The 18,509-nt window shown below is 61.0% G+C and carries 22 protein-coding genes; 12 read left to right on the top strand and 10 right to left on the bottom strand.

The features are described 5' to 3' along the window. Nucleotides 1–65: 65 nt before the first annotated feature. Nucleotides 66–920 carry a DNA adenine methylase gene (locus B5X73_RS01505; protein ID WP_079520277.1) on the bottom strand — a complete coding sequence of 285 codons (855 nt, stop codon included), beginning with the start codon at nt 918–920 and terminating at the stop codon, nt 66–68. Nucleotides 921–971: 51 nt separating this feature from the next. Next, complete coding sequence (locus tag B5X73_RS01500) at nt 972–2,378, bottom strand: ParB N-terminal domain-containing protein (protein ID WP_079520346.1); 1,407 nt, start codon at nt 2,376–2,378, stop codon at nt 972–974. A 1,113-nt stretch (nt 2,379–3,491) separates the two neighbouring features. On the opposite strand from B5X73_RS01500, the gene B5X73_RS01490 reads away from it, so the two are divergent. Both B5X73_RS01490 and B5X73_RS01485 read left to right on the top strand, forming a co-directional pair. After that, entirely contained in the window at nt 3,492–4,058 is a 567-nt protein-coding gene (locus B5X73_RS01490; protein WP_079520275.1) for a hypothetical protein, read from the top strand. Between the two features lie 113 nt (nt 4,059–4,171). Then, nucleotides 4,172–4,348, top strand: a complete 177-nt coding sequence (locus tag B5X73_RS01485; protein ID WP_079520274.1) for a DUF3606 domain-containing protein — start codon at nt 4,172–4,174, stop codon at nt 4,346–4,348. A gap of 54 nt (nt 4,349–4,402) precedes the next feature. Here B5X73_RS01485 and B5X73_RS21480 read toward each other — a convergent pair whose 3' ends face one another. From B5X73_RS21480 to B5X73_RS01455, 6 genes are all read right to left on the bottom strand, one after another. Further along, nucleotides 4,403–4,534, bottom strand: coding sequence for a hypothetical protein (locus tag B5X73_RS21480; RefSeq protein WP_303048747.1), 132 nt, complete (start codon nt 4,532–4,534; stop codon nt 4,403–4,405). Between the two features lie 177 nt (nt 4,535–4,711). Beyond that, nucleotides 4,712–5,050 carry a hypothetical protein gene (locus B5X73_RS01480; RefSeq protein WP_079520273.1) on the bottom strand — a complete coding sequence of 113 codons (339 nt, stop codon included), beginning with the start codon at nt 5,048–5,050 and terminating at the stop codon, nt 4,712–4,714. Between the two features lie 437 nt (nt 5,051–5,487). Then, nucleotides 5,488–6,177 (bottom strand): DUF6988 family protein, encoded by a 690-nt coding sequence (locus B5X73_RS01475; RefSeq protein WP_079520272.1) that lies wholly within the window; start codon nt 6,175–6,177, stop codon nt 5,488–5,490. A gap of 177 nt (nt 6,178–6,354) precedes the next feature. Continuing rightward, the gene (locus tag B5X73_RS20515) at nt 6,355–7,203 is read right to left on the bottom strand and encodes a CHAP domain-containing protein (RefSeq protein WP_139382609.1); all 849 of its coding nucleotides are present in this window, start codon (nt 7,201–7,203) and stop codon (nt 6,355–6,357) included. Nucleotides 7,204–7,754: 551 nt separating this feature from the next. Next, the gene (locus B5X73_RS01460) at nt 7,755–8,465 is read right to left on the bottom strand and encodes a hypothetical protein (RefSeq protein ID WP_079520269.1); all 711 of its coding nucleotides are present in this window, start codon (nt 8,463–8,465) and stop codon (nt 7,755–7,757) included. A 176-nt stretch (nt 8,466–8,641) separates the two neighbouring features. Continuing rightward, nucleotides 8,642–9,547, bottom strand: coding sequence for a LysR family transcriptional regulator (locus tag B5X73_RS01455; protein WP_079520268.1), 906 nt, complete (start codon nt 9,545–9,547; stop codon nt 8,642–8,644). A 123-nt stretch (nt 9,548–9,670) separates the two neighbouring features. Between B5X73_RS01455 and B5X73_RS01450 the strand changes: the two genes are divergently transcribed. From B5X73_RS01450 to B5X73_RS20855, 7 genes are all read left to right on the top strand, one after another. Then, nucleotides 9,671–10,084, top strand: a complete 414-nt coding sequence (locus B5X73_RS01450; protein ID WP_079520267.1) for a (R)-mandelonitrile lyase — start codon at nt 9,671–9,673, stop codon at nt 10,082–10,084. A 41-nt stretch (nt 10,085–10,125) separates the two neighbouring features. Beyond that, nucleotides 10,126–10,455: a carboxymuconolactone decarboxylase family protein gene (locus B5X73_RS01445; protein WP_079520265.1), complete on the top strand. Its 330-nt coding sequence runs from the start codon at nt 10,126–10,128 to the stop codon at nt 10,453–10,455. 191 nt (nt 10,456–10,646) lie between these two features. Then, nucleotides 10,647–10,778: a hypothetical protein gene (locus B5X73_RS21475; RefSeq protein WP_303048746.1), complete on the top strand. Its 132-nt coding sequence runs from the start codon at nt 10,647–10,649 to the stop codon at nt 10,776–10,778. A 39-nt stretch (nt 10,779–10,817) separates the two neighbouring features. Continuing rightward, complete coding sequence (locus tag B5X73_RS01440) at nt 10,818–11,834, top strand: zinc-dependent alcohol dehydrogenase family protein (RefSeq protein WP_079520263.1); 1,017 nt, start codon at nt 10,818–10,820, stop codon at nt 11,832–11,834. Between the two features lie 162 nt (nt 11,835–11,996). Further along, nucleotides 11,997–12,890, top strand: a complete 894-nt coding sequence (locus tag B5X73_RS01435) for a LysR family transcriptional regulator (protein ID WP_079520261.1) — start codon at nt 11,997–11,999, stop codon at nt 12,888–12,890. Nucleotides 12,891–13,118: 228 nt separating this feature from the next. Further along, nucleotides 13,119–14,282: an MFS transporter gene (locus B5X73_RS01430; protein ID WP_254857194.1), complete on the top strand. Its 1,164-nt coding sequence runs from the start codon at nt 13,119–13,121 to the stop codon at nt 14,280–14,282. 152 nt (nt 14,283–14,434) lie between these two features. Further along, a complete protein-coding gene (locus tag B5X73_RS20855; protein ID WP_176167679.1) occupies nt 14,435–14,572 on the top strand; it encodes a hypothetical protein in 138 nt (45 codons plus the stop codon). A gap of 584 nt (nt 14,573–15,156) precedes the next feature. Here B5X73_RS20855 and B5X73_RS01420 read toward each other — a convergent pair. Further along, nucleotides 15,157–16,305 carry a lysozyme inhibitor LprI family protein gene (locus tag B5X73_RS01420; protein WP_079520255.1) on the bottom strand — a complete coding sequence of 383 codons (1,149 nt, stop codon included), beginning with the start codon at nt 16,303–16,305 and terminating at the stop codon, nt 15,157–15,159. Nucleotides 16,306–16,826: 521 nt separating this feature from the next. Here B5X73_RS01420 and B5X73_RS01410 point away from each other — a divergent pair. From B5X73_RS01410 to B5X73_RS01400, 3 genes are all read left to right on the top strand, one after another. Then, complete coding sequence (locus B5X73_RS01410; RefSeq protein WP_079520252.1) at nt 16,827–17,183, top strand: hypothetical protein; 357 nt, start codon at nt 16,827–16,829, stop codon at nt 17,181–17,183. Between the two features lie 74 nt (nt 17,184–17,257). After that, complete coding sequence (locus B5X73_RS01405; protein ID WP_139382608.1) at nt 17,258–17,518, top strand: hypothetical protein; 261 nt, start codon at nt 17,258–17,260, stop codon at nt 17,516–17,518. Nucleotides 17,519–17,635: 117 nt separating this feature from the next. Further along, the gene (locus tag B5X73_RS01400; protein ID WP_079520248.1) at nt 17,636–17,962 is read left to right on the top strand and encodes a hypothetical protein; all 327 of its coding nucleotides are present in this window, start codon (nt 17,636–17,638) and stop codon (nt 17,960–17,962) included. 313 nt (nt 17,963–18,275) lie between these two features. On the opposite strand, the gene B5X73_RS01395 is transcribed toward B5X73_RS01400, so the two are convergent. Beyond that, on the bottom strand, nt 18,276–18,491 hold the full coding sequence (locus tag B5X73_RS01395) for a hypothetical protein (RefSeq protein WP_079520246.1): 216 nt from the start codon (nt 18,489–18,491) through the stop codon (nt 18,276–18,278). Nucleotides 18,492–18,509: the final 18 nt, after the last annotated feature.

Below are 18,509 nucleotides of genomic sequence, written 5' to 3'. Positions count from 1 at the left end.
CGGTGGTTGATGGAGCACGATTAGCGGACGTTAGGCTTAGCAGCAAGCCGCTCCGTTCAACTACTCTAAGCTGCCACAGGGAGGACAAGACCGTCGGGTGGCGTCAACGTCGGTGACAGCACTAACAATTCAGATGCACGACGCTTCACCTGTGCATAGTAGGTTAGGCCCTTCCGGTATGTAGGCATGCCTGCGTAGAGCGCTTCAATCTCTGGCACGTCGTCGTAGGTGAGCATCCACGGCACTGTCAGTCCGCGGACCAGTTTGGCCAAGCGTGCGTGGTCTCTCGGCTCGTAGAAGCTCAGATACAGATCTCTGCCTTGCCGGTAATAAGGCGGGTCAATATTAATCAGCCCTCGGTTCGGCAGCCTCTTCGCCCATCGCCTAAGGCAGGTCTCGGCGTCCAAGCGCGTCAGCGTCACCACCTCGCGATAGCGATGGATACGCTGAATTTTCTGGATGAGGCCTTCTTTGTTGAAGCGGCAATCCAGCTTGTAATCGCCGTCCTGCTGCTTTCCACCGATGACGCCACCTTTCAAAATTCCTGACCGATTGGTTCGGTTTAAGAACAACGTAGCAAAGGCCAAATCGAGACCTGAAGAATTCTCATCTTGGAGGACTTTGCGCTGGATATTCCACTGGCGCATGGTGACCTTCGTCCGCAACATCCGCTCGCATAGAGCATCAGGGGTGTTGAGCACGGCATCCCAGAACGCAAAGATGGCAGGGTCAATGTCGTTGAGCCACACCTCCGTCATGTCGCCGTTGAGCAAGAGCCGCCATGCGACACCAGCGCCTCCGGCGAATGGCTCCGCGTAGACGCCTCCGTAGAGATTATTTTTTTTCGCCAGCTCGGTGACGAAGGGTGTCAGCTGCGTTTTCCCGCCGGGATAGCGCAGAGGGGAATAGGTCGTAGGCATCGTGCACTCTTGCCTTGCGTCGCGTGGATGTCAACCGATGGAAGCGGTTACTTAATTTTTCGGTTGAGCCAGGTCGTTGAGCATGGCCTCGAGCGAAGGACGCCATGTGTCGAAATGACGCTTCAGGTCAATAGGGGTCGGGATAGTGCCACCGTGCACGGCGTGGCCCAGGCTGTGAAGGCCGTGACCGGTGTTTTGGTCTCCCGCCGCCTTCTCTACGTTGGTGACGACCTTGCCCGTCAGACCCTTTGTCCGAAGTAAATCGGCGCATGCCTGCGTCAGCTTACTGTCGGACATCCCAGCATTGTGACGCCCGTTCTTCTTAGCAAACAGGGTCATGATTTGTTCTACGAACGCACGCAGCAGGTAATTCCCAGAGAAGGAAAAGCGCTCCAGCTCCAACTCCGTGCCCTCCTTACGAAGATGGAGCAGCACTGGGTCTTTGAGGGCAACCTTGAAATCCGTGGGAATAAGAAACTTGCGCGTGTCGGGATGATTGGCGCTTCGCTTGCTAGCGGTAGGTTTTTTTGCTTCGGCACCCGCGCTGCGCATCAGTGTCGGCTCGGGGGCTGGAGTGGCCTTGGCGAGTGGGGTGGACGGCGCGTGGCCCGTGGCCTTCAGGTCGTTTGCATATTGAACGCGCTCCTTGGCGTCGCTTCGGGAATGGACCGCGTAGGTGCCGTCTGCCTGTGGGTTGAGGCTGTCCAGCACAAGGTGCAGCAGTGCTTGGTCTACTTCGTCGACCTCATGGGTATAAATCAGGTCCTTGGCGCTGCCCAAGCCCACTATAGCGCGCACGCCGGGCGAGCCGAGATAACGGGTCAGGGTCGTGACGCTCACTCGACGGCGGTCCTCGGCACTCAAGAGCCCGCGAGCGACTAGGCGGTCGAGGACTAGCACGGCCAAGGTGTTATCCCGGGCACTTGTTTTGACATTCTCGCCGGCCGCACGCTGCTTTTGGGTGGTATCCCAGTCCTTCGTGCCGGCTCCGCCTTGCAATCCGAGATGGCGCAACTCAATCCACTGTTTGGCATCGCTGGTGCCTTTGAACACATGCGCTTTGACCAGTCTTGGAACTTGGTCCAGCCCTGGGATGCGCTTAAGTTGCTCGCGGAAGGCGGCGGGTGCACGCTGGGGGTCGTTAGCGACAATGAGGGCACATGTCCTTCGATTGCCTTCTAGAGAAATGAAGTGTCCAGGATTCCCCGGCATGGGCATGACGCCGAGCACCTCCAGAGGGCTCAATGCACCCCGTTGGGCGATGTCCTTGGCCAGTTCGGTGACCATTTCCTCGTCGCATAGCTGCGCGATGGCTTCGGCTTCGCTTTCGACGGGTTCATGCCTGGGATTTTCTAAATGCAAGTGCAGACGACTTACGGGAATCGATCGGTCACCTAGCTGGTCAGTCGACGCGGCTTTCGGCCGAGGTTTTTTCTTCGCCAGTTTACGCGTAGCCATTGTCTCCCCCTGAAGACCCATAATCTGAAGTAAATGATGCCAGTCGAATTCGGGAGGGTCTGTAGGGGTTCGCCTACACGTTTGCGGAAGAGGGGAGGCAAAAAGCCTGTGGCTGACGCCGAGCTGTTCGGAGCCGTCGCCCCTGGTTATGAGGATTTCCTTACCGACATCCGAGGCTACCCATCCAGGATGTCGAGTGAGCGGGAGCCGTCATGCTGCGACCCACTCATTGTACCGGAACAGGCTTTTTCCGAAGCGGACCAGCCTCGTCGCCGTCCCTTCGGTCCTGACGTTTACCGCCTTTAACGTTAACTGACATCAGGACTTGGGCCCGAGCCACCATGCCCATGGTTTTCGCTATGTGCTACGTTCCGCTTTGGACACTTCCCCAAGGCACTCAACCGCGGGCGGTCGCCACCGAAAAAGGCTTGTTTTGCGGGGTAGGGTGGAGCGTCGTACGGTCTCCCACTCTCTCCGCCAAGCTGGTTTTTATGATTAAAAATCAATCAATTGGGTAATTTAGGAAAAATCTGCGTCAGGACACTCATCGGGACACAAAAGGTCCTCGATGCGCATCCCGCACTACCTCCAACTTGCCCCCAGTGGTGTCTGGCATTACCGCCAGCGCATTCCCGCATGTCTCATTCCCCTCGTTGGCCGGACCGTGGTCGCGAAGTCTCTTTCAACCCGCGAACTCCGGTGAGCGCGTGACCTCGCCCTCCGCTGGTGGCGTGCGTATGATGAGTTGCATCTCAACGTCAGGCGCTTGGGGATCCTGCTCGACTTGCTTGTCGAGACACGGCAGAAAGCGAAGCTGACGCAAAGTGGGTTCGCCGGCGCTGCGGGTGTGTCGCAGCCTTACGTGTCGCAAGTCGAAAGCGGTCTCATACGGCTCTACCCCCTGCAACTGGAAGACTGGCTGCAGGCGTGTGCCTCGTCTATGGAGCGGTTCGGCCGGACCCTCAGGAAACGATTGAAAGCAACAGGGTACTGGCGAGGCTCGACTGTCGCCGGATTCGTCCATTGAACGCCGGTTGAATCAGGCATCGTGGCCTCTCGATACCGGCCACATGAGCGGCAGCATTGGAACCAGCGTGCAACACGCCCACGAGAATGCTTGTCCTCGTCGCCGCGCTGGCGGGAGCACTGTCCGGTTGCACGGTGCCGATGGGCACGTTGCGCCACGTTTCTGTCGCTGGAATCGATGGCAAGGCTATGCCGGTACCGGACGTCCGCTCTTTGCACAACGTCCAGGGCGAGTGGATGCGGTTCGATTTTGACTCCGACATCGACTACGCCCGGCTCGTCCGGCGGCGGGAATTGAATGTTTACGTCCGGCTTCGCTGGTGCGGAAAAGGAAAGGCCGGGCGAGAGCTCACCACCGCCAGGCTGTTTGGCGACGATGGGCGTGTCACCGCTTCGAGCCGGCTTGCGCCGGTTCCTGCCCGCCAGCCGGGAAGCCCCATTGTCTTCCGCTACCACACGTACGTCCCTGTCCGTGTTCCGAAGGGTCCGGTAATGCCACCTGGGTCTCCTGAGCAAGGCGGCGACTATGACCTGCGCCACCCGGCTGATGATCTCTGCCTGTCGGTCGGGGGCGGGGACATGGTGGGAAATCATGGTGAGTCAACGCTGGCTGTTTATCCTCGGAATGTCCTCAAAAGTACTTTGACACCGTAGGTGCCGATTCGACTTATCGTCTAATCGGCGGTGAAACGGGACGGATGGCACCATGGCGTCGGCCGCCAGGGGTGGTCTGCTGCCGGACAATTCCGGTACCACAGGAGCAAGCGATGTCAGACGATCTCGACAAGCGTCGGCCGCAAGACGCAACGAAAATCAGCCTCACCGAACCGTGGGAAATCCGCTACTGGTGCAAGGCCCTCGGTGTCACGGAGGCGGCGCTTCGCGCTGCCGTCAAGGCCGTGGGCCACGGCACGGCAGCCGTCAAGCGCCATCTGGGCAAGTAGGCGAGCCCGGGCAACCGGTTGGCGCCCGGCCTGTTGGCCGAGCGCCATGCTTCGTCAGCCGGCCGCCTGTTTGGCCGGGCAGACGTAAACGGTGTCGTACTGGTAAAGCGTCTTGCCGTAACCGTCCACCGACGTGGTGTAGGGCGTCACCTGGTAACGCGCTTCGCGAATCCGGGAGCCGGGCACGTGCGGCGGGCCTACGAGATGCAGGGCTCGATTTCGGGATGGTCGCTCTGGCAGGTCAGCCGAACTTGCGGAACATTGGCCGGCAGCGAAGGCGGCCGTGCCTCGCCGGCACATCCGCCAAGAACCAGGGCCCCGAGATCTGCCAGGAAAGCGTTTGGCATACGAATCACTGGATGGTTATCCGATTGCGCTGGCAACGTCACTTTGGGATGTGGCCCACTGCGAATACGTCGCATCGGCATAGCGAAGGGACATGGCCGTGCCGATACTCCCGGGCTTGAGCGCCTGACAAGCGAAGGCGACGACGACGTGTCCGCCGTAAGGCTCCGCACCCACCGCGACATCCGTCGTGCCGACCCAGGAGACGCTGCAGTTGTTGGAGATTCCCCGACCGCTGTTGTACCCGACACGAGACACCGTCGACGTGCCGTGGCTGACGGCGGGCAGGCCGGAAATCGGCTTGGCATAGACGTCGGCGGCACAGCTCGTGTTGAAGATGGGGCTCGCTGCAGACACGGTGACAAGCCGCCCTGCGCTTGAGCTGCGAACGGAACGAGCAACATCAAGAGTGGGTGCAAAGGGCGGGTCGCTTTCATGTGCGGAGTCCTTCCGGTTGTGTGTCTCTGGAGAATGGGCTCGTCCAGTGTCGTGTCTGTAACCGTTGTTCATTTCAAAATGAGTCATTTCAATGACGGCGCCAATCGGCTTGTGTTGCTCGGCTGGGCGGCCGGATTCTTCGAGCTGGCTGGCGCCAGTGCCCGCTCCCGAACTTGGCAGCCCCGTCGTCTTCCGTCCGTGCTCCCAAGGGCCCGGCGATGCCATCAGGCTCGCCTTGCCAAGGCGGCGACTTTGACGTGCGCCATCCGGCCGACGACCTCTGCCTGTCAGTCGGAAGCGGAGACATGTTGGGTAACCATGGGGAGCCCCGATTCTTGTGTATCCCGCTGGTGTTGTCAGTGCGGCCCGCTGATGGCATCAACGCCGGTCTGGCCCGTTGGCGGTCCCTTCGGCAAAACGTCGATGTGCGCGTACTGGGCGGCCAGGACCGCGTCAACGCGGTTCGCGTCTCCGGTCAGGCTCGCAGCAAGCATCGCGCCAAGGCCTGCCACACCGTTCGAGTTGCAGACGAGCTCGACGATGAACAAAGGCGGCTGCTCGCGCCCGACGTTGGCCAATGCGTGAACGCCGCCGTGAACATAAGAATTGAGTTCATTCCAGGCAACCTGCTTGAACTGCGTGAGCAAGGCATGGATGCCAGGTGGTGCCGTGCGCTCGATGTCCTTGAAATAATCACTCGTATTCTGCCGGGGCGGCTCGATGACCGACCCGTCGGGACGTTTGTTTACCTGCGCACACAGCTGTATCCAGTGGTCCGTCGCCGCGTGCCAGACCCAGAAAGCTTTCAGTGTCGCTTCAAACTGAAGGCGGATGAGTGCGATGGCCGAATGGTTGAGTCCCACGCCGGCAAGGCTGCGAATCGCGACCCAGTGCTCGTGGGCAAGGCCGAGAAAAACCATGCTGAGCTTTGCACGGTCCGTGTCCTGGAACGGCACGCGGTTGATCGGAGCGAGAAGTGCGGCCTCGAACGCTTCAGTGCGTTCGAGGAGAGAGGCAATTTCGGCTGCCGGAGTGAGCTTGCTCATACATGGACTGGTGTGACCAGAGGCCAGCTTAAGGCCTTGGGGGTCCAAGCGACCAGCGGCTACGACCGCAAGGGCTTGAACGCTCCGGACTTGCCGTTTGCCGGACCCGCAGACCTGTCTCAGCTGTACTGCTCACAATTGGCAGATGTGCCACTCGGGTCTTGGAGTGGCGCTTGGTCAAAGAGCCGTCGGTCGAGCCAGGATGGTGGCGAGGCTCGAGTCATTCCGGTTATGGAAAATAATGTCCTTTATTCTCCAGCCGTACGGTGTCTCCACAGTCAGGTATTCGATGCGAATTTTTTCGCTGTTGCTCGGGTAAGTGAACGACACCATTACGTGGTTCGTTCCGGTTGCCTCGACGGTCAAGTCGGTAGCAGCTGGGTCTTGCGAGGAAAAGAGGATGTTGAAGTCGAGGTTACATACGTCCCCCTTGTGTTTATCCACGCAACGTGAATCAAGTTCGAGAAGATCCACAAGGTGTTTCTCGAAATATTGCTCAAGTACCCGCCGTGGTGCCTGAGCGATGGGTGGGCCAAAGCTAGTGTCGGTCGGACCTGAGGACGATGCCATCGCCTCCCACGCGTGGTCCCGATACAGGTGGGCGACCGCCTGGACGGCGCCTGGCCCAGATTTTCTTTCGACGGCGAACACGTCATCAGAAGACATGGAGCCGGCTCCGAAAAGAAGCATCAACATCCAAAATCGGGTCGGTTTCGTCATTCTCACTTTCTCTCGATGTTGTCGCTCTGCCGGCGGACGGTAGACCTGGTGGGATTCAGTCTTGTAGCCGTGATTTGCATAAAAACTGTGCTGGTTAAAGTCAGAAACCCAGTCGCCCCTGTCCCAGGTTTCGATGTGACCGGCCGCACTGCCGCCGCCTGGCGGCTGGAAGACAGCAGTATCGCCAACTTGGGGCGTGTAGCCATCATCAGCAACCGGGGTGAATCCACTGTTGACGAGTGTAGGCCCAAAGTCTTTCGCATCGACAGGATGTCCGTTCGTGTCTGCTTCCAGGCCTTGCCGCACGTAACGGGCGCATGGCCCTGAGACCTGCCTCTTGCGTGTTGATCCATGACGTGTGCGTAGGCGCTGGGGTCGAACAGCGCCAACCAGTCGATCCACCAAAGTAGAGCGTCTCCCACGTAGGCGTAGGTCGCAGCACCGCCTCCAAGTCCAATCGGATCGCTCTGGATATACCGCTCCATCGCCGCTTCATGAGTTGCGGCGGCTCAGTCGCCGGCGGGGAGGCCGCTGCGCCTTTGACCCGGCGCGCCATGCAACGGCGATGAACGGAAACGGAGGGTTCGTATCGCGTCTGGCGATGGCCGATTCATCACCTGGCCATTCGCGATTCGACGGCCTGTTGACCGATTGACACACCATGTCGGGAGGGGATGTGACGGCAGTGAGCCTGGGACAGTGCGGCGCAAAGCGTCCGGGAACTGCGCCGTGTCCTGAAGGTGCAAAACGAAGCGCTCCTGGGCAACGTGTTCGCCTCCAGACCTCGAACTGTCTGCCCGGTGCATACTCCACGGGATCACGGATGGCGTGTCGCCGTTTTGCGCGCGATGACGTCGTTATCCGAGCCTGCCAGCCCATCCGGGAATGAACGGCCGGCCCGGCGCCTCCTTGGTCCCGATTTTGGCTCGCAGATCGGCATAGGAAAGTCCCGGCTCGAACCCTTCCACAACACGCCCGCGCCGTTCGTCAAAGCCTTCGTGCGCTTCCTTGACGGAGGCAATCTTGAACTGATCTTCGACGGTTCCGGCTTGCTTAAGTTTGAGTTCGGTGGCCTTGGGCAAGGCCAAGTCGAGATAGGTTTCCAACGACGCGCCAAAGTTGGAGACAAAGTCGTTGAAGGGAGCGATGCCGAACAGCATGGCCAACATCTTCGTGGCCGCGGAGGAAGACCGGGCCCCCATGCGGGCGAAGCCCTCGATGCGGTTTCGTTCGACGATGATGAAGCGGTGGAGTTCTTCATCGGGGAACATCTCGTGTTCCTTTCCGTTGACCTCGCAGATCAGCCGGGGGAGGACGTGCCTGCCTTCATGGACATTGTCCAAGTAACGCCTGACGCTCCGTTCGTCCTCCTCTTGAACGCTTCCCAGCAGCGCGAACTCCAGCGCCTCGCACAGACTGCTCTTGCCGCTGCCGCTTGGACCGCTGGCCACTGTGGTGAGTGGTTTGGGCGATATCGCCCATGTTCTGCTCCACGACGGCACACACGGTGCGCACATCGGCGGCTGGCTTCTGCGCATCCAGCCATTGCCGAAATCGAACATATTCATCGGTCAGCGCCATCCTGGCTCCCCATCCTGATGGAAGCAGATTAGTTGAATCACCTGTGACCTTCCACGGCGGTCCCATCGTTTCGGGGCCTGTCTTGAGCCATCGAGTCCGTGGTGAGGTTCTGATGCGGACGCGTTACTCGTGGCACTTTGCCCTGGTGTCGGACGATCGCGGGTTAGAAAACGGACTGCCCTGAATAACGAAGGGTGTCCACGACCAGCCGGAATGCCGGTGTCATCTGGCGTCGGCTCGGGTAATACAAGTGATAACCCGAGAAGGGCGGGAGCCACTCGGACAACACCGAGACCAATCGGCCCTGGTCCACGAGAGGTTGAACCATCGTGGCGGTGAGGTAGGCCAAGCCGAAGCCGTCCAGCGCCGCCTCAAGCATCGGATGGATGCTGTTGAAGGTCACTTGCCCGGCTACACGCACCTGGATGTCTCGGCCGCCGTCCTCAAACTCCCAGGCATACAGCCCGCCGTGGGTGGGCAGACGCAGGTTGATACACCGATGCCGGGTCAGATCGCTCGGAGCGGCGGGCGTCCCGTGGGCTTCCAGGTAGCCGGGTGAAGCCACAACGGCCATGCGCATGGATGGCCCTATCGGGACCGCAATCATGTCCTTGGCCACCAGTTCTCCCAGGCGCACCCCCGCGTCATAGCGTTCGGCCACGATGTCCGAGAGGCCGTAATCGGTGATCAACTCCAGTTGTATGTCGGGGTAATCGCGGAGGACCGGGCGCAACCTCGGCCAAAGCAAGGTTTCTTGGGCGTGCTCATCGGCCGTGATCCGCACCGTTCCAGAGGGCCGATCGCGCAGGTCGCTTAGGGCGGCGATCTGCGCCTGGATTTCATCGAGCATCGGCGCCAGGGAAGCGAGGAGCCGCTGCCCGGCCTCCGTGGGGGCCACCGAGCGGGTGGTTCGGGCCAGTAAGCGGACGCCGAGCCGTTCCTCTAGCCCGCGCACCGTATGGCTAAGTGCCGAAGGAGTCACGCCCAGTTTGGCCGCCGCGCGGGTGAAACTCTGTTCGGCGCCTACGGCGACAAAGGCGGCCAGATCGTTGAGGTTGGGGAGGGGCATGGTTGAGCGTCAAGCGACGGAGATTATTGAGGCTATCTCAATATTCCATGAAGTAAAGGCCGTCTTATTCAAGGATTGGCGGCGGCCTATAGTCGACATCCCACGTTCAGAGCGGCCCCAGCCATGCAGCAGATCATTCGCAACGGATCCAAACCCGCCGTCCAAGGCTCTGCCGACTTCTTCACCGGTCAAGTCCGGATTGATGCCATCGCCCAGATCCCTGAACCGAGCCGAGCGAGCGTCGGCGTGGTGACCTTTGCCCCAGGCGCCCGGAGCAACTGGCACACCCACCCTCTGGGCCAAGCCTTGGTCGTCGTCGCCGGGCTCGGCTGGACGCAGTGCGAGGGCGGCCCAAAGAAGGAAATTCGCGCGGGGGACATCGTGGTCTGCGGGTGTAACAAGCGCCACTGGCATGGCGCGGCCGAGACGACGGCCATGACTCACTTGGCGATTACCGAAGCGCTGGACGGGTCCAACGTGACCTGGCTGGAACCGGTCAGCGATGAGGATTACACCGCGCCGGTCGAAAGCGACTAGGCCCTCGGCTGCCCATACCCCTACTTAGCGAAGGCTCACACATGACTGCGAAAACTCCTACGACGGCCGCCCGCAAAGGCTTCGGTGACATTGCGCCCAAACTCGCCCAGTTGAGCGATGAGGTTCTTTTTGATGATGTCTGGGAGCGCCCCGAACTCTCTAAGCGCGATCGCAGCCTGATCACCTGCGCGGCATTGATCGCCACCGGCAAGTCCGAACAACTCGGCTTCCATTTTCCTCGTGCGATCGAGAACGGGGTGACGTCCGAGGAACTGGTCGAAGTGATCACGCACATGGCGTTTTACAGTGGCTGGCCCAATGCCATGTCGGCCATCGCCAAGGCAAGGGAAACCTTCTTGAAAGGCCGTTGATATGGGCGTAAGCCGGTCAGATCTGCGGACGATTGCTGAAGGCAGATCATTGACGCATTCACAATTGGCGGCCTTATCAATCCGTGGGCATGGGGCAACACTGGAACGCGCGCCATTCGAGCAGCAACGGGAATGGCAACGGCGTCCTTCAACTTGTTCCAGTGGTGATTCCCATGCGCAAGGTTCTTTAGATGGCGGGCCTACTCGCCGGTACCTCCACGACCATCGCGGCCAAGTCCCCAACAGGGGCAGACAACTTTTTTAAGAGCGACAAGGTCACGATGGAGCGGGTGACCGCGTTCTTCCGCACCAACCTCATGTAACGCAGGCACGCGCCCACTCATTTTTCTTTGGAGACCTCCATGCTTGCCACCTTGATGTATGCCCCCGGCGATGTGCGTGTAGAGGACATAGCCGAGCCTCAAATCCTCAAGCCGACGGACGCCATCATTCGCCTAGCCGCGACCTGTATTTGCGGATCTGACCTGTGGCCCTATCGCGGGCATGAGCCCTTCGACGGCGCCAAAGCCATGGGGCACGAATACTGCGGTGAGGTGGTTGCGGTGGGTGACGCCGTCACTACCGTGAAGCCGGGCCAGTTCGTCGTGGGCTCGTTCTGTATCTCGGACAACACCTGCCCCCACTGCCAATACGGATTTCAATCGTCGTGCGAGCAGCGTGAGTTTATGAGCGGGGCGCAAGCCACGCTTGCGCGGGTTCCCTTGGCCGACGGCACGCTGGTTGCCCTAGACGAGAAGCCGGCCGACGATCTGATCCCGAGTCTGTTGGCGGTGTCCGACGTGCTAGGCACTGGCTGGTATGCGGCCGATGCGGCGCGCGTCCAGTCTGGCTCGACCGTGGTGGTCGTGGGGGATGGCGCCGTGGGACTCATGGGCGTTTTGGCGGCCAAGCAGATGGGTGCTGCGCGGATCGTTGCTATGAGTCGTCACAAAACCCGCCAGGACTTAGCGTTGGAGTTCGGCGCCACCGACATCATCGCCGAGCGCGGCGATGCGGGCGTGGCCGCTCTCAAGGTCCTGACCCGCAATGTGGGCGCCGATGCGGTTCTGGAGTGTGTGGGTACCCAAGAATCCATGGCCCAGGCGATCGCCTGTGCCCGGCCGGGTTCGATGATCGGGTATGTCGGTGTGCCCCATGGGGTCCAGTTCGACGGGGCCCAGATGTTCTTCGACCAAAAGGGCCTGCTGGGTGGTCCCGCGCCGGTGCGCCGTTTTCTGCCCGACCTGTTGGACCTGGTGCTGGTCCGCAAGATCAATCCTGGGCGCGTGTTTGACCTGGAGTTGCCCTTGGCAGACGCGGCCGACGGTTACCGCGCGATGGACCAGCGTGAGGCCATCAAGGTCCTCCTGCGGACCTGATCAGCGGCCCGCGCATCGCTCCCAAGGGCGGCGCGCGGGCACGGAAGCGCCGGTGCGCAGGCGAGGCGGTTGACACTTTTGCCAGATGCGTCACGCTCCAGCCATGCCATCCATGGAACTCATTCAGCAGTCGGGCACCCATCCATTCGGCGAGGTCTGTTCATGAGCGCGCCGAAATCCGCCGACCTCCAGGCCTTCCTGGCCGTTGCGCGCGACCGGAGTTTTAAGAAAGCCTCCGTGCGGCTAGGGGTCACCTCGTCGGCGCTAAGTCATACGATCCGCCGCCTGGAGGAGGGCCTGGGCGTTCGGCTTCTGGCACGCACCACGCGCAATGTCTCGGCCACCGAGGCGGGTGAGCGACTCGCCGCAGCGATTGCCCCGCTGTTCGACCAGATCACCGCCGAGGTCGAGGCTTTGGGCGACCTGCTCGACAAGCCCCGGGGCACCCTGCGGATCACTGGCACGGATGACTCGATCGAGCTGTGTATCCGACCCATGCTGGCCAACTTCCTGGCGGCGTATCCGGAAGTTACGGTTGAACTGTTTGTGGACTACGGGTTCACCGACCTCATCGAAGAGCGGTTTGACGCGGGCGTCCGCCTGGGTGAGGCCATCAGCAAAGACATGATCGCGGTGCGCATCGGTCCCGACTGGCGGATGGCCTTGGTCGCCTCACCCGGCTACTTCGCGCGCCACCCACCGCCGGCGACGCCTCACGACATTCCCCAGCACACGTGCGTCAACATCCGTCACCGAGCCTCGGGACCCATATACGCCTGGGAGTTCGAACGGGACGGGCGCGCGTTTACTGTGAAAGCGGAGGGCCCGCTGGTCTTCAACAGCAGTGTTCACGTGCTAAATGGTGCGCTCGATGGGATCGGGTTGGCCTATGTGCCCGAGCCGATGGCCGCCCCGCACATTGCTGCCGGTCGCTTGATGGAAGTGCTCGCCGACTGGTCCCCGATGTTCGAGGGGTTCCATCTCTACTACCCGAACCGGCGTAACCCATCTCCGGCCTTTGCTCGGTTCGTGGAAGCCATCCGCTTCCGAGGGTAGGCCGGCGATCACGGCCAAGCGCTCCGCCCGGGTATTCGGGATTGATGAGCCTATTTCAGTCAAGCAAGTGATAGGAGGCGGGTTATCGGGCCCAATCGGCGTCCCTATGATGAATCGGTCAGCCGAATCATCGTTGGAGCAGTCATGCGGTCCCCGTCTTCCCCCCGCCAACTCACGCCGTTTCAAGACGAGCCCCGCTGGGGCGCCGTCTTCGCGATGGCCCTGTGCGTGGCGGTGCTCATCGCGTCGGAGTTCATGCCGGTGAGCCTGCTTAGCCCCATCGCGCACGATCTGGGTCTTACCGAGGGCCAAGCCGGCCAGGCCATTGCCATCTCGGGCATCTTCGCGGTGCTCACTAGCCTGTTCATGACGGTGCTCATTGGGCGGCTGGACCGGCGCGTGGTCTTGCTTGGGCTTACGGCGGTCATGATCGTATCCGGCACCACCGTGGCCTTGGCACCGAACTACCTGATTCTGATGATTGGCCGCGCCCTGGTCGGCATCGCGATCGGCGGGTTCTGGTCCATGTCGGCCGCGACGGTGATGCGCCTGGTGCCCGCCGAGTCGGTGCCACGGGGCCTCGCCATCATCTACGGCGGCAATGCGGTCGCCTCGGCCGTCGCCGCGCCTTTGGGCAGTTTCGTGGGCGGCCTGATCGGTTGGCGGGGAGCATTCTTCAGCGTGGTGCCGTTGGCCTTTGTCACCCTCATCTGGCAGGCGGTCACGCTGCCGCGGTTGCCGGTGAAGGAGAAGGCTACGGCCGGGGGCATGTGGGCGTTGTTCCGCAACCGCCACTTCAGTATCGGCATGGTGGCTGTCATGTTGGCCTTCATGGGTCAGTTCACGCTGTTCACGTATCTGCGCCCCTTCCTGGAGCAGGTCACCGGCGTCGGTGTTTCGATGCTGTCGGGGTTGCTCTTGGTGGTGGGCGTTGCTGGCTTCGTCGGCACCTCGATGGTGGGCCGATTCCTCGATGGCCGGTTGAATGCCACCTTGGCGGCGGTCCCTTTGGGCATGGCCGTGACGGCCTTGGCCATGGCCTGGGCGGGCCACTTCCTTGGAGGTATGGCTGTCTTGCTGGCCGCTTGGGGCGTGCTCGCGGCAGCCGGTCCTGTCGCGTGGTCCACATGGCTCACCAGGACCGTGCCTGACGATGCCGAAGCCGGGGGCGGCTTGATGGTCGCCATCATCCAGTTGGGCATCACGGTGGGGGCGACGGCGGGGGGAATGGTGTTCGATTCGAGGGGGGCCATTGCCACGTTCGTGGGGGCGTTCGTTATCCTGCTCCTGGCGAGCGCTGCAGCATATGCCGCCAGCCATGTTCACCGGCGCACGGCTCCGGGGCCGATAACGAGCGCAGCATCGGCGGTGGAGGCTTGCCGCGACTGCTGATCGCGAGCCACTATTGGGCTCCGCCGTCCGAGATTCCCGAATGAAGGAACGGCAACGAGCGGCCAGGCCGGGCGATCCAGGACCTTGCGGCGCAGGCTCGATCAGGAGCATCGTCAGGTGCCGCGATGGGCGGCGTGTTTCGGGAACAGGTCATGGCCAAGAACGAAACCACGGGTAAGAAAGCGGGCACCGCCGCGAGCAAGACGTTGAAGAGTTCTTCAGCATCGAAGGATGCGAAGACCGCAGCAGCGTCGGCGATGACCCAGCGGCCCGATAAAAAGAAGAAGTAAACCCAAGGGCCCGGGAAACCGGGCCCTTTCAGTTGGGCCGGGTGTATCGGCCGCACCCGAGGCATCTGTGGCAGATGCTCCACCGACGCTGTTTCGCCTCCCCCATGAGGCAACCGCAATGCGGGCAGGTAGGGCCCTCGCCGTTCATCCACTGGCGGATGCGCCACCCTTGCCAAGCGACCAGGCCGGCCGTGATCACCGTCCCCAGCCCCATGACCACCAAGGGAGCGTCGGCTAACGGGGAGGTGGGGGCACCCATCCGCAGAGGCAGGTCCGCGACCGCGGTCGCGACCCACGTGGCCACTCCACCCAAAAAGCCCGGCTACCACTTGGACAGGTTGACCTTTGATCATGCGGAGCCCGCCGTCTTCGTACTCGAAGTTGGCGATGGGCAAATCCTTCGCGCCCTGGCTGCCTGACGGCGCGTCCGTGTCCCAGTCCGGCCTTCCGGCGACAGACGTGGGGAGGCAGAGGCTGGCCTGGAGAGAGGTTCGCGTCATCGCTGCTTGAGGTCTGCGGTTTACTCAGTGACTTCATTGGCGGGGTCCTGGATTCACCGAATCTAGCCCCGGGGATGACTGGTCCTAACGAGCCAGCCGTGCCTCAAGCACGGATGCCCGCCTCGCTGTCTGATTCAATACGCACTGGTTCGCATCGAGCAAGCTGCCTGTCCCACCGCCATCGGCTGCGCAATCGCGATCGCGTGCCACAATCCATCCTCGTTCCTCGTCACGCAACGAAGTGCGAAGCTCAGGCGCGAGTGAATCGCGTAGCCGTCGGTAGGCGACATTCAAGCGTTTGTCCTGCGCATCGTGTTCGGTGCCGATGCAATCGTTCAGCGCTGCGGTCACACCGTTCGACGCTTCGACGCATGCATAGAATGACGTGCTCAAATCGCCAGTTGGCACGTCAACAATCTTAAGGTCGGGCGCAAGTCCGGATGGAGTAACATCTTTGCTGTTGATTCGAAAGACCCGGTCCTGAGTCGACAGTAGGAACGTGTTGTCCTCCAGGTCTACTACCTGGAGAGGTTTACTCGTCCAGCAGGCTCGCGTGCGGTCGAAGTCGGCGAGGATTTTGGCTCGTTCGATGAAGTCCTTCTCGGTATCTTGATACCTCGTCCCGCGGGTCTCGACGACGTATGGCTGGGGCTCGCACGATGCTTGCCCCGAGAAATACTTCTTCTCCTTGCCGGGTGATGCGTCTAGTAAAGCGCGTTCACCGTTGCTGACATAGCCGACCCCCAATGCGGCACCGAAAACGACGTCGTGACCCGCGTCTCCGCTCTGCCATGCAGCATAAGTGGACGGTTGATCAAGATTGACGGTATAGGCAAAGGTCTTGACTTCACTATATCGATACCCATGCGAGTCGAAGAATGTGACGCGTTTTCCATCGGTGGTGACACTCACGGTATCTACCTGTTCACCGCTGAAGAACTCGACGGCGCGCGCCACGCCACCCAGGGGAGCGGAGATCAGCCAGATGCGAGCAGGCCTTGAAGTCTTGTCGAGATAGAACTGGGCAGTAGGAAAATCGCGTTGGGCGGGGCCGTTGGTTGGCCATGGTTGCTCAGCCACAGGCAGCCTGCTTGCAGCCGGAGCCGAGGAGGCCAGAGTGGGTGTGCAGGCGAACATACAAGCCAGGGTGATGGCTCGTAGACTACCTTTTCGTATCAGTGAAATGCCGTCCATGCTTAAATTCGCTTCCGTTCCCAGGGTGTCGAAAATCATACGACACTCATCCGATATATGGCCGACCCGCTAATACGACAGGGATACGCATAGACGGAGGCAATTGAAGCCCTCATCGCCTGGGTCGTAGCGGCGTCCTCGTCTTTCGGATCAGGTGTGGCGGCCCCGAACGGGCGCGAAGACGCGTCGCGTACTAGCGAAATACAGCCGTCCTGTTCTTGCACGAGGATGGTGCAGTCCTTGGGGTTGCAGTCACCCGCCTGACTTTTCCACATGGCATCAACAGTGGCGCTTCCGTGCAGGAACGAAAACTTGTTGTCTTTGCTGTGGCGGCTTCGCTGGCGCGAATATCCGTCCGCTACCCCGGCATGTCGCCGTGGCACTCGAGTGCTCTTGAGGAGGCTCAGACTGCCCGTCGTGCGGGCTGGCGCCGCGGCCGAACCACGCATAGCGGTGGGCTCGGATATTTTGTCTGCGATTTGGCATGTCGTGCCGAGTTGGCGGCGGCCCGAGCATGCGGCACCATCGGACCCTTGGATTTTCCACTCAAGGACCATGCCATGCCTTCACGCGCGCACGGGACCACTTGGCTCCTTCTGTTCGCCGTTGCGTTGTCCAGCTCGGCTTGTGCCGCCCAGTCGCCGGCCGTGACCATCCGTACCCAGTCCTATCCCCGACCGCCGTATTCGGAAGCCACCTATTACGTCTACGAGCGGGATGGGAAAGTCATCTGTACGAAGTTGAAGGTTTGCGACAAATACGAGCACTGTGACGTGGACTACCACGCCGGTGCCTTCCTCGATCTGCTGGACCAGCGGACGGGCGATCCGTATGGCATGACTGCTGCAGTGCCCATTCCGAAGGCCAAGCGGGCCAAGCATGAGTGTTTGGCGAAGTTTGTACCCGACGCCCTGTAACACTCTCCATCAAATGACGGCCCCATGACGACTCAACGCGAAGCCGATCTGCTTGCCGCTGCCTACGCGCCGGCATGACCTCCCCTAAGGAACTGGCCAACTTGATGGCCCAGGTGACCCAGGAGTCGGGTGGCGTGACCCATCTGGGGGAGGGCTTTCGTTACCCTCGGGGCGTCGATACCGTTCCGGTCCGCTCCGCGCGCGCGAGTCCCGAAGGCCCGGCCGCACAGCGAGCGGCCATGAATGGCGATTCGAAGCCACTGGCGGAACTCATGTATGGCGGCAATGAAAGCAATGGGCTGGGCGAGGGTTACCTCTACCGGGGCCGGGGCTAAGCGCTCTGTCGGACTCGGCTAATACCTCGATCGCTCGGAGCAGTGCGCAGTGGCCGCATACTATGGAAAGGGCCAGCAGCAAGCACCATTACTGACGCGCTAACTCCACGATAGCCAATGAATACACTAATAACCCCAGACGGCCGATATCTGATCGTGAGAGGACGGCTCTGGCGCACGTCCAATCCAGGCCTGGATGAGCAGCAACGGGGGTGCTTGGTCAACGAACTGATGGACGCCCGGCGTGCCGTCAAAGTGGCAAAGGCCAATCAGGACGCGAAGGGTCTCGCCGCCGCACGCCGCGCCGTGAACGACGCTAAGGTTGGATTGGGGGAGCGGGGCCCGGTGTGGTGGACCGATGGCGCCGAAGACCTCAACCGGCACATGGTGAAGAACACGGCCTACGCGGAGTGGTTCGCCGGAACGCAGTTGCCAAAAAGCTAGATAGTGATGAACAGGGAAGTTTCGTCGCCCTGAATTATTCTGGCTGCTTTGAATAAACACGTTGTCCGGAATGCCGGAAGCCATCGCGCGGAATCGAAGGGCCCTCACTGTGATGCACGTATCTCACTGATGTCCGTCCGCAGCGAGAACTGTTTGGTCCTGCGTGGTTTGACCAGGATCCTGAAGCAACGAAGCCGTAAACGAGCCGTGTCGGTACGCGCAGTTCACAGGTATTGACGAACGGCGTTACGCGCAAACCGACTCCTGAGTGCCTACGAAGAGTTGCGCGGTCCAGTTTAGACAGGCAGGCATGTCACCGTCCTTTCCGGCGATTTACATGTGACACATTGACCAAGATGCCTGTCACAGCCGTCGAGAGCCCGACAACGAACACCGAGACACCCAGATCCATGAAGCCGAAAATTGCGATGACAAATCCGATGAATCCTATGGTCACCCCGCTCATCGTAATTCGAAACCCGATGTATTCACGGTCGTTCAGGATACTTGACCACTTGATGCCGTTCACCTTTTCGACCTCATTTGC

Origin of the sequence: Luteibacter sp. 22Crub2.1 (assembly GCF_900167995.1) — a bacterium.
Classification (GTDB): domain Bacteria; phylum Pseudomonadota; class Gammaproteobacteria; order Xanthomonadales; family Rhodanobacteraceae; genus Luteibacter; species Luteibacter mycovicinus.
This window is presented reverse-complemented; position numbering and strand designations above follow the sequence as displayed.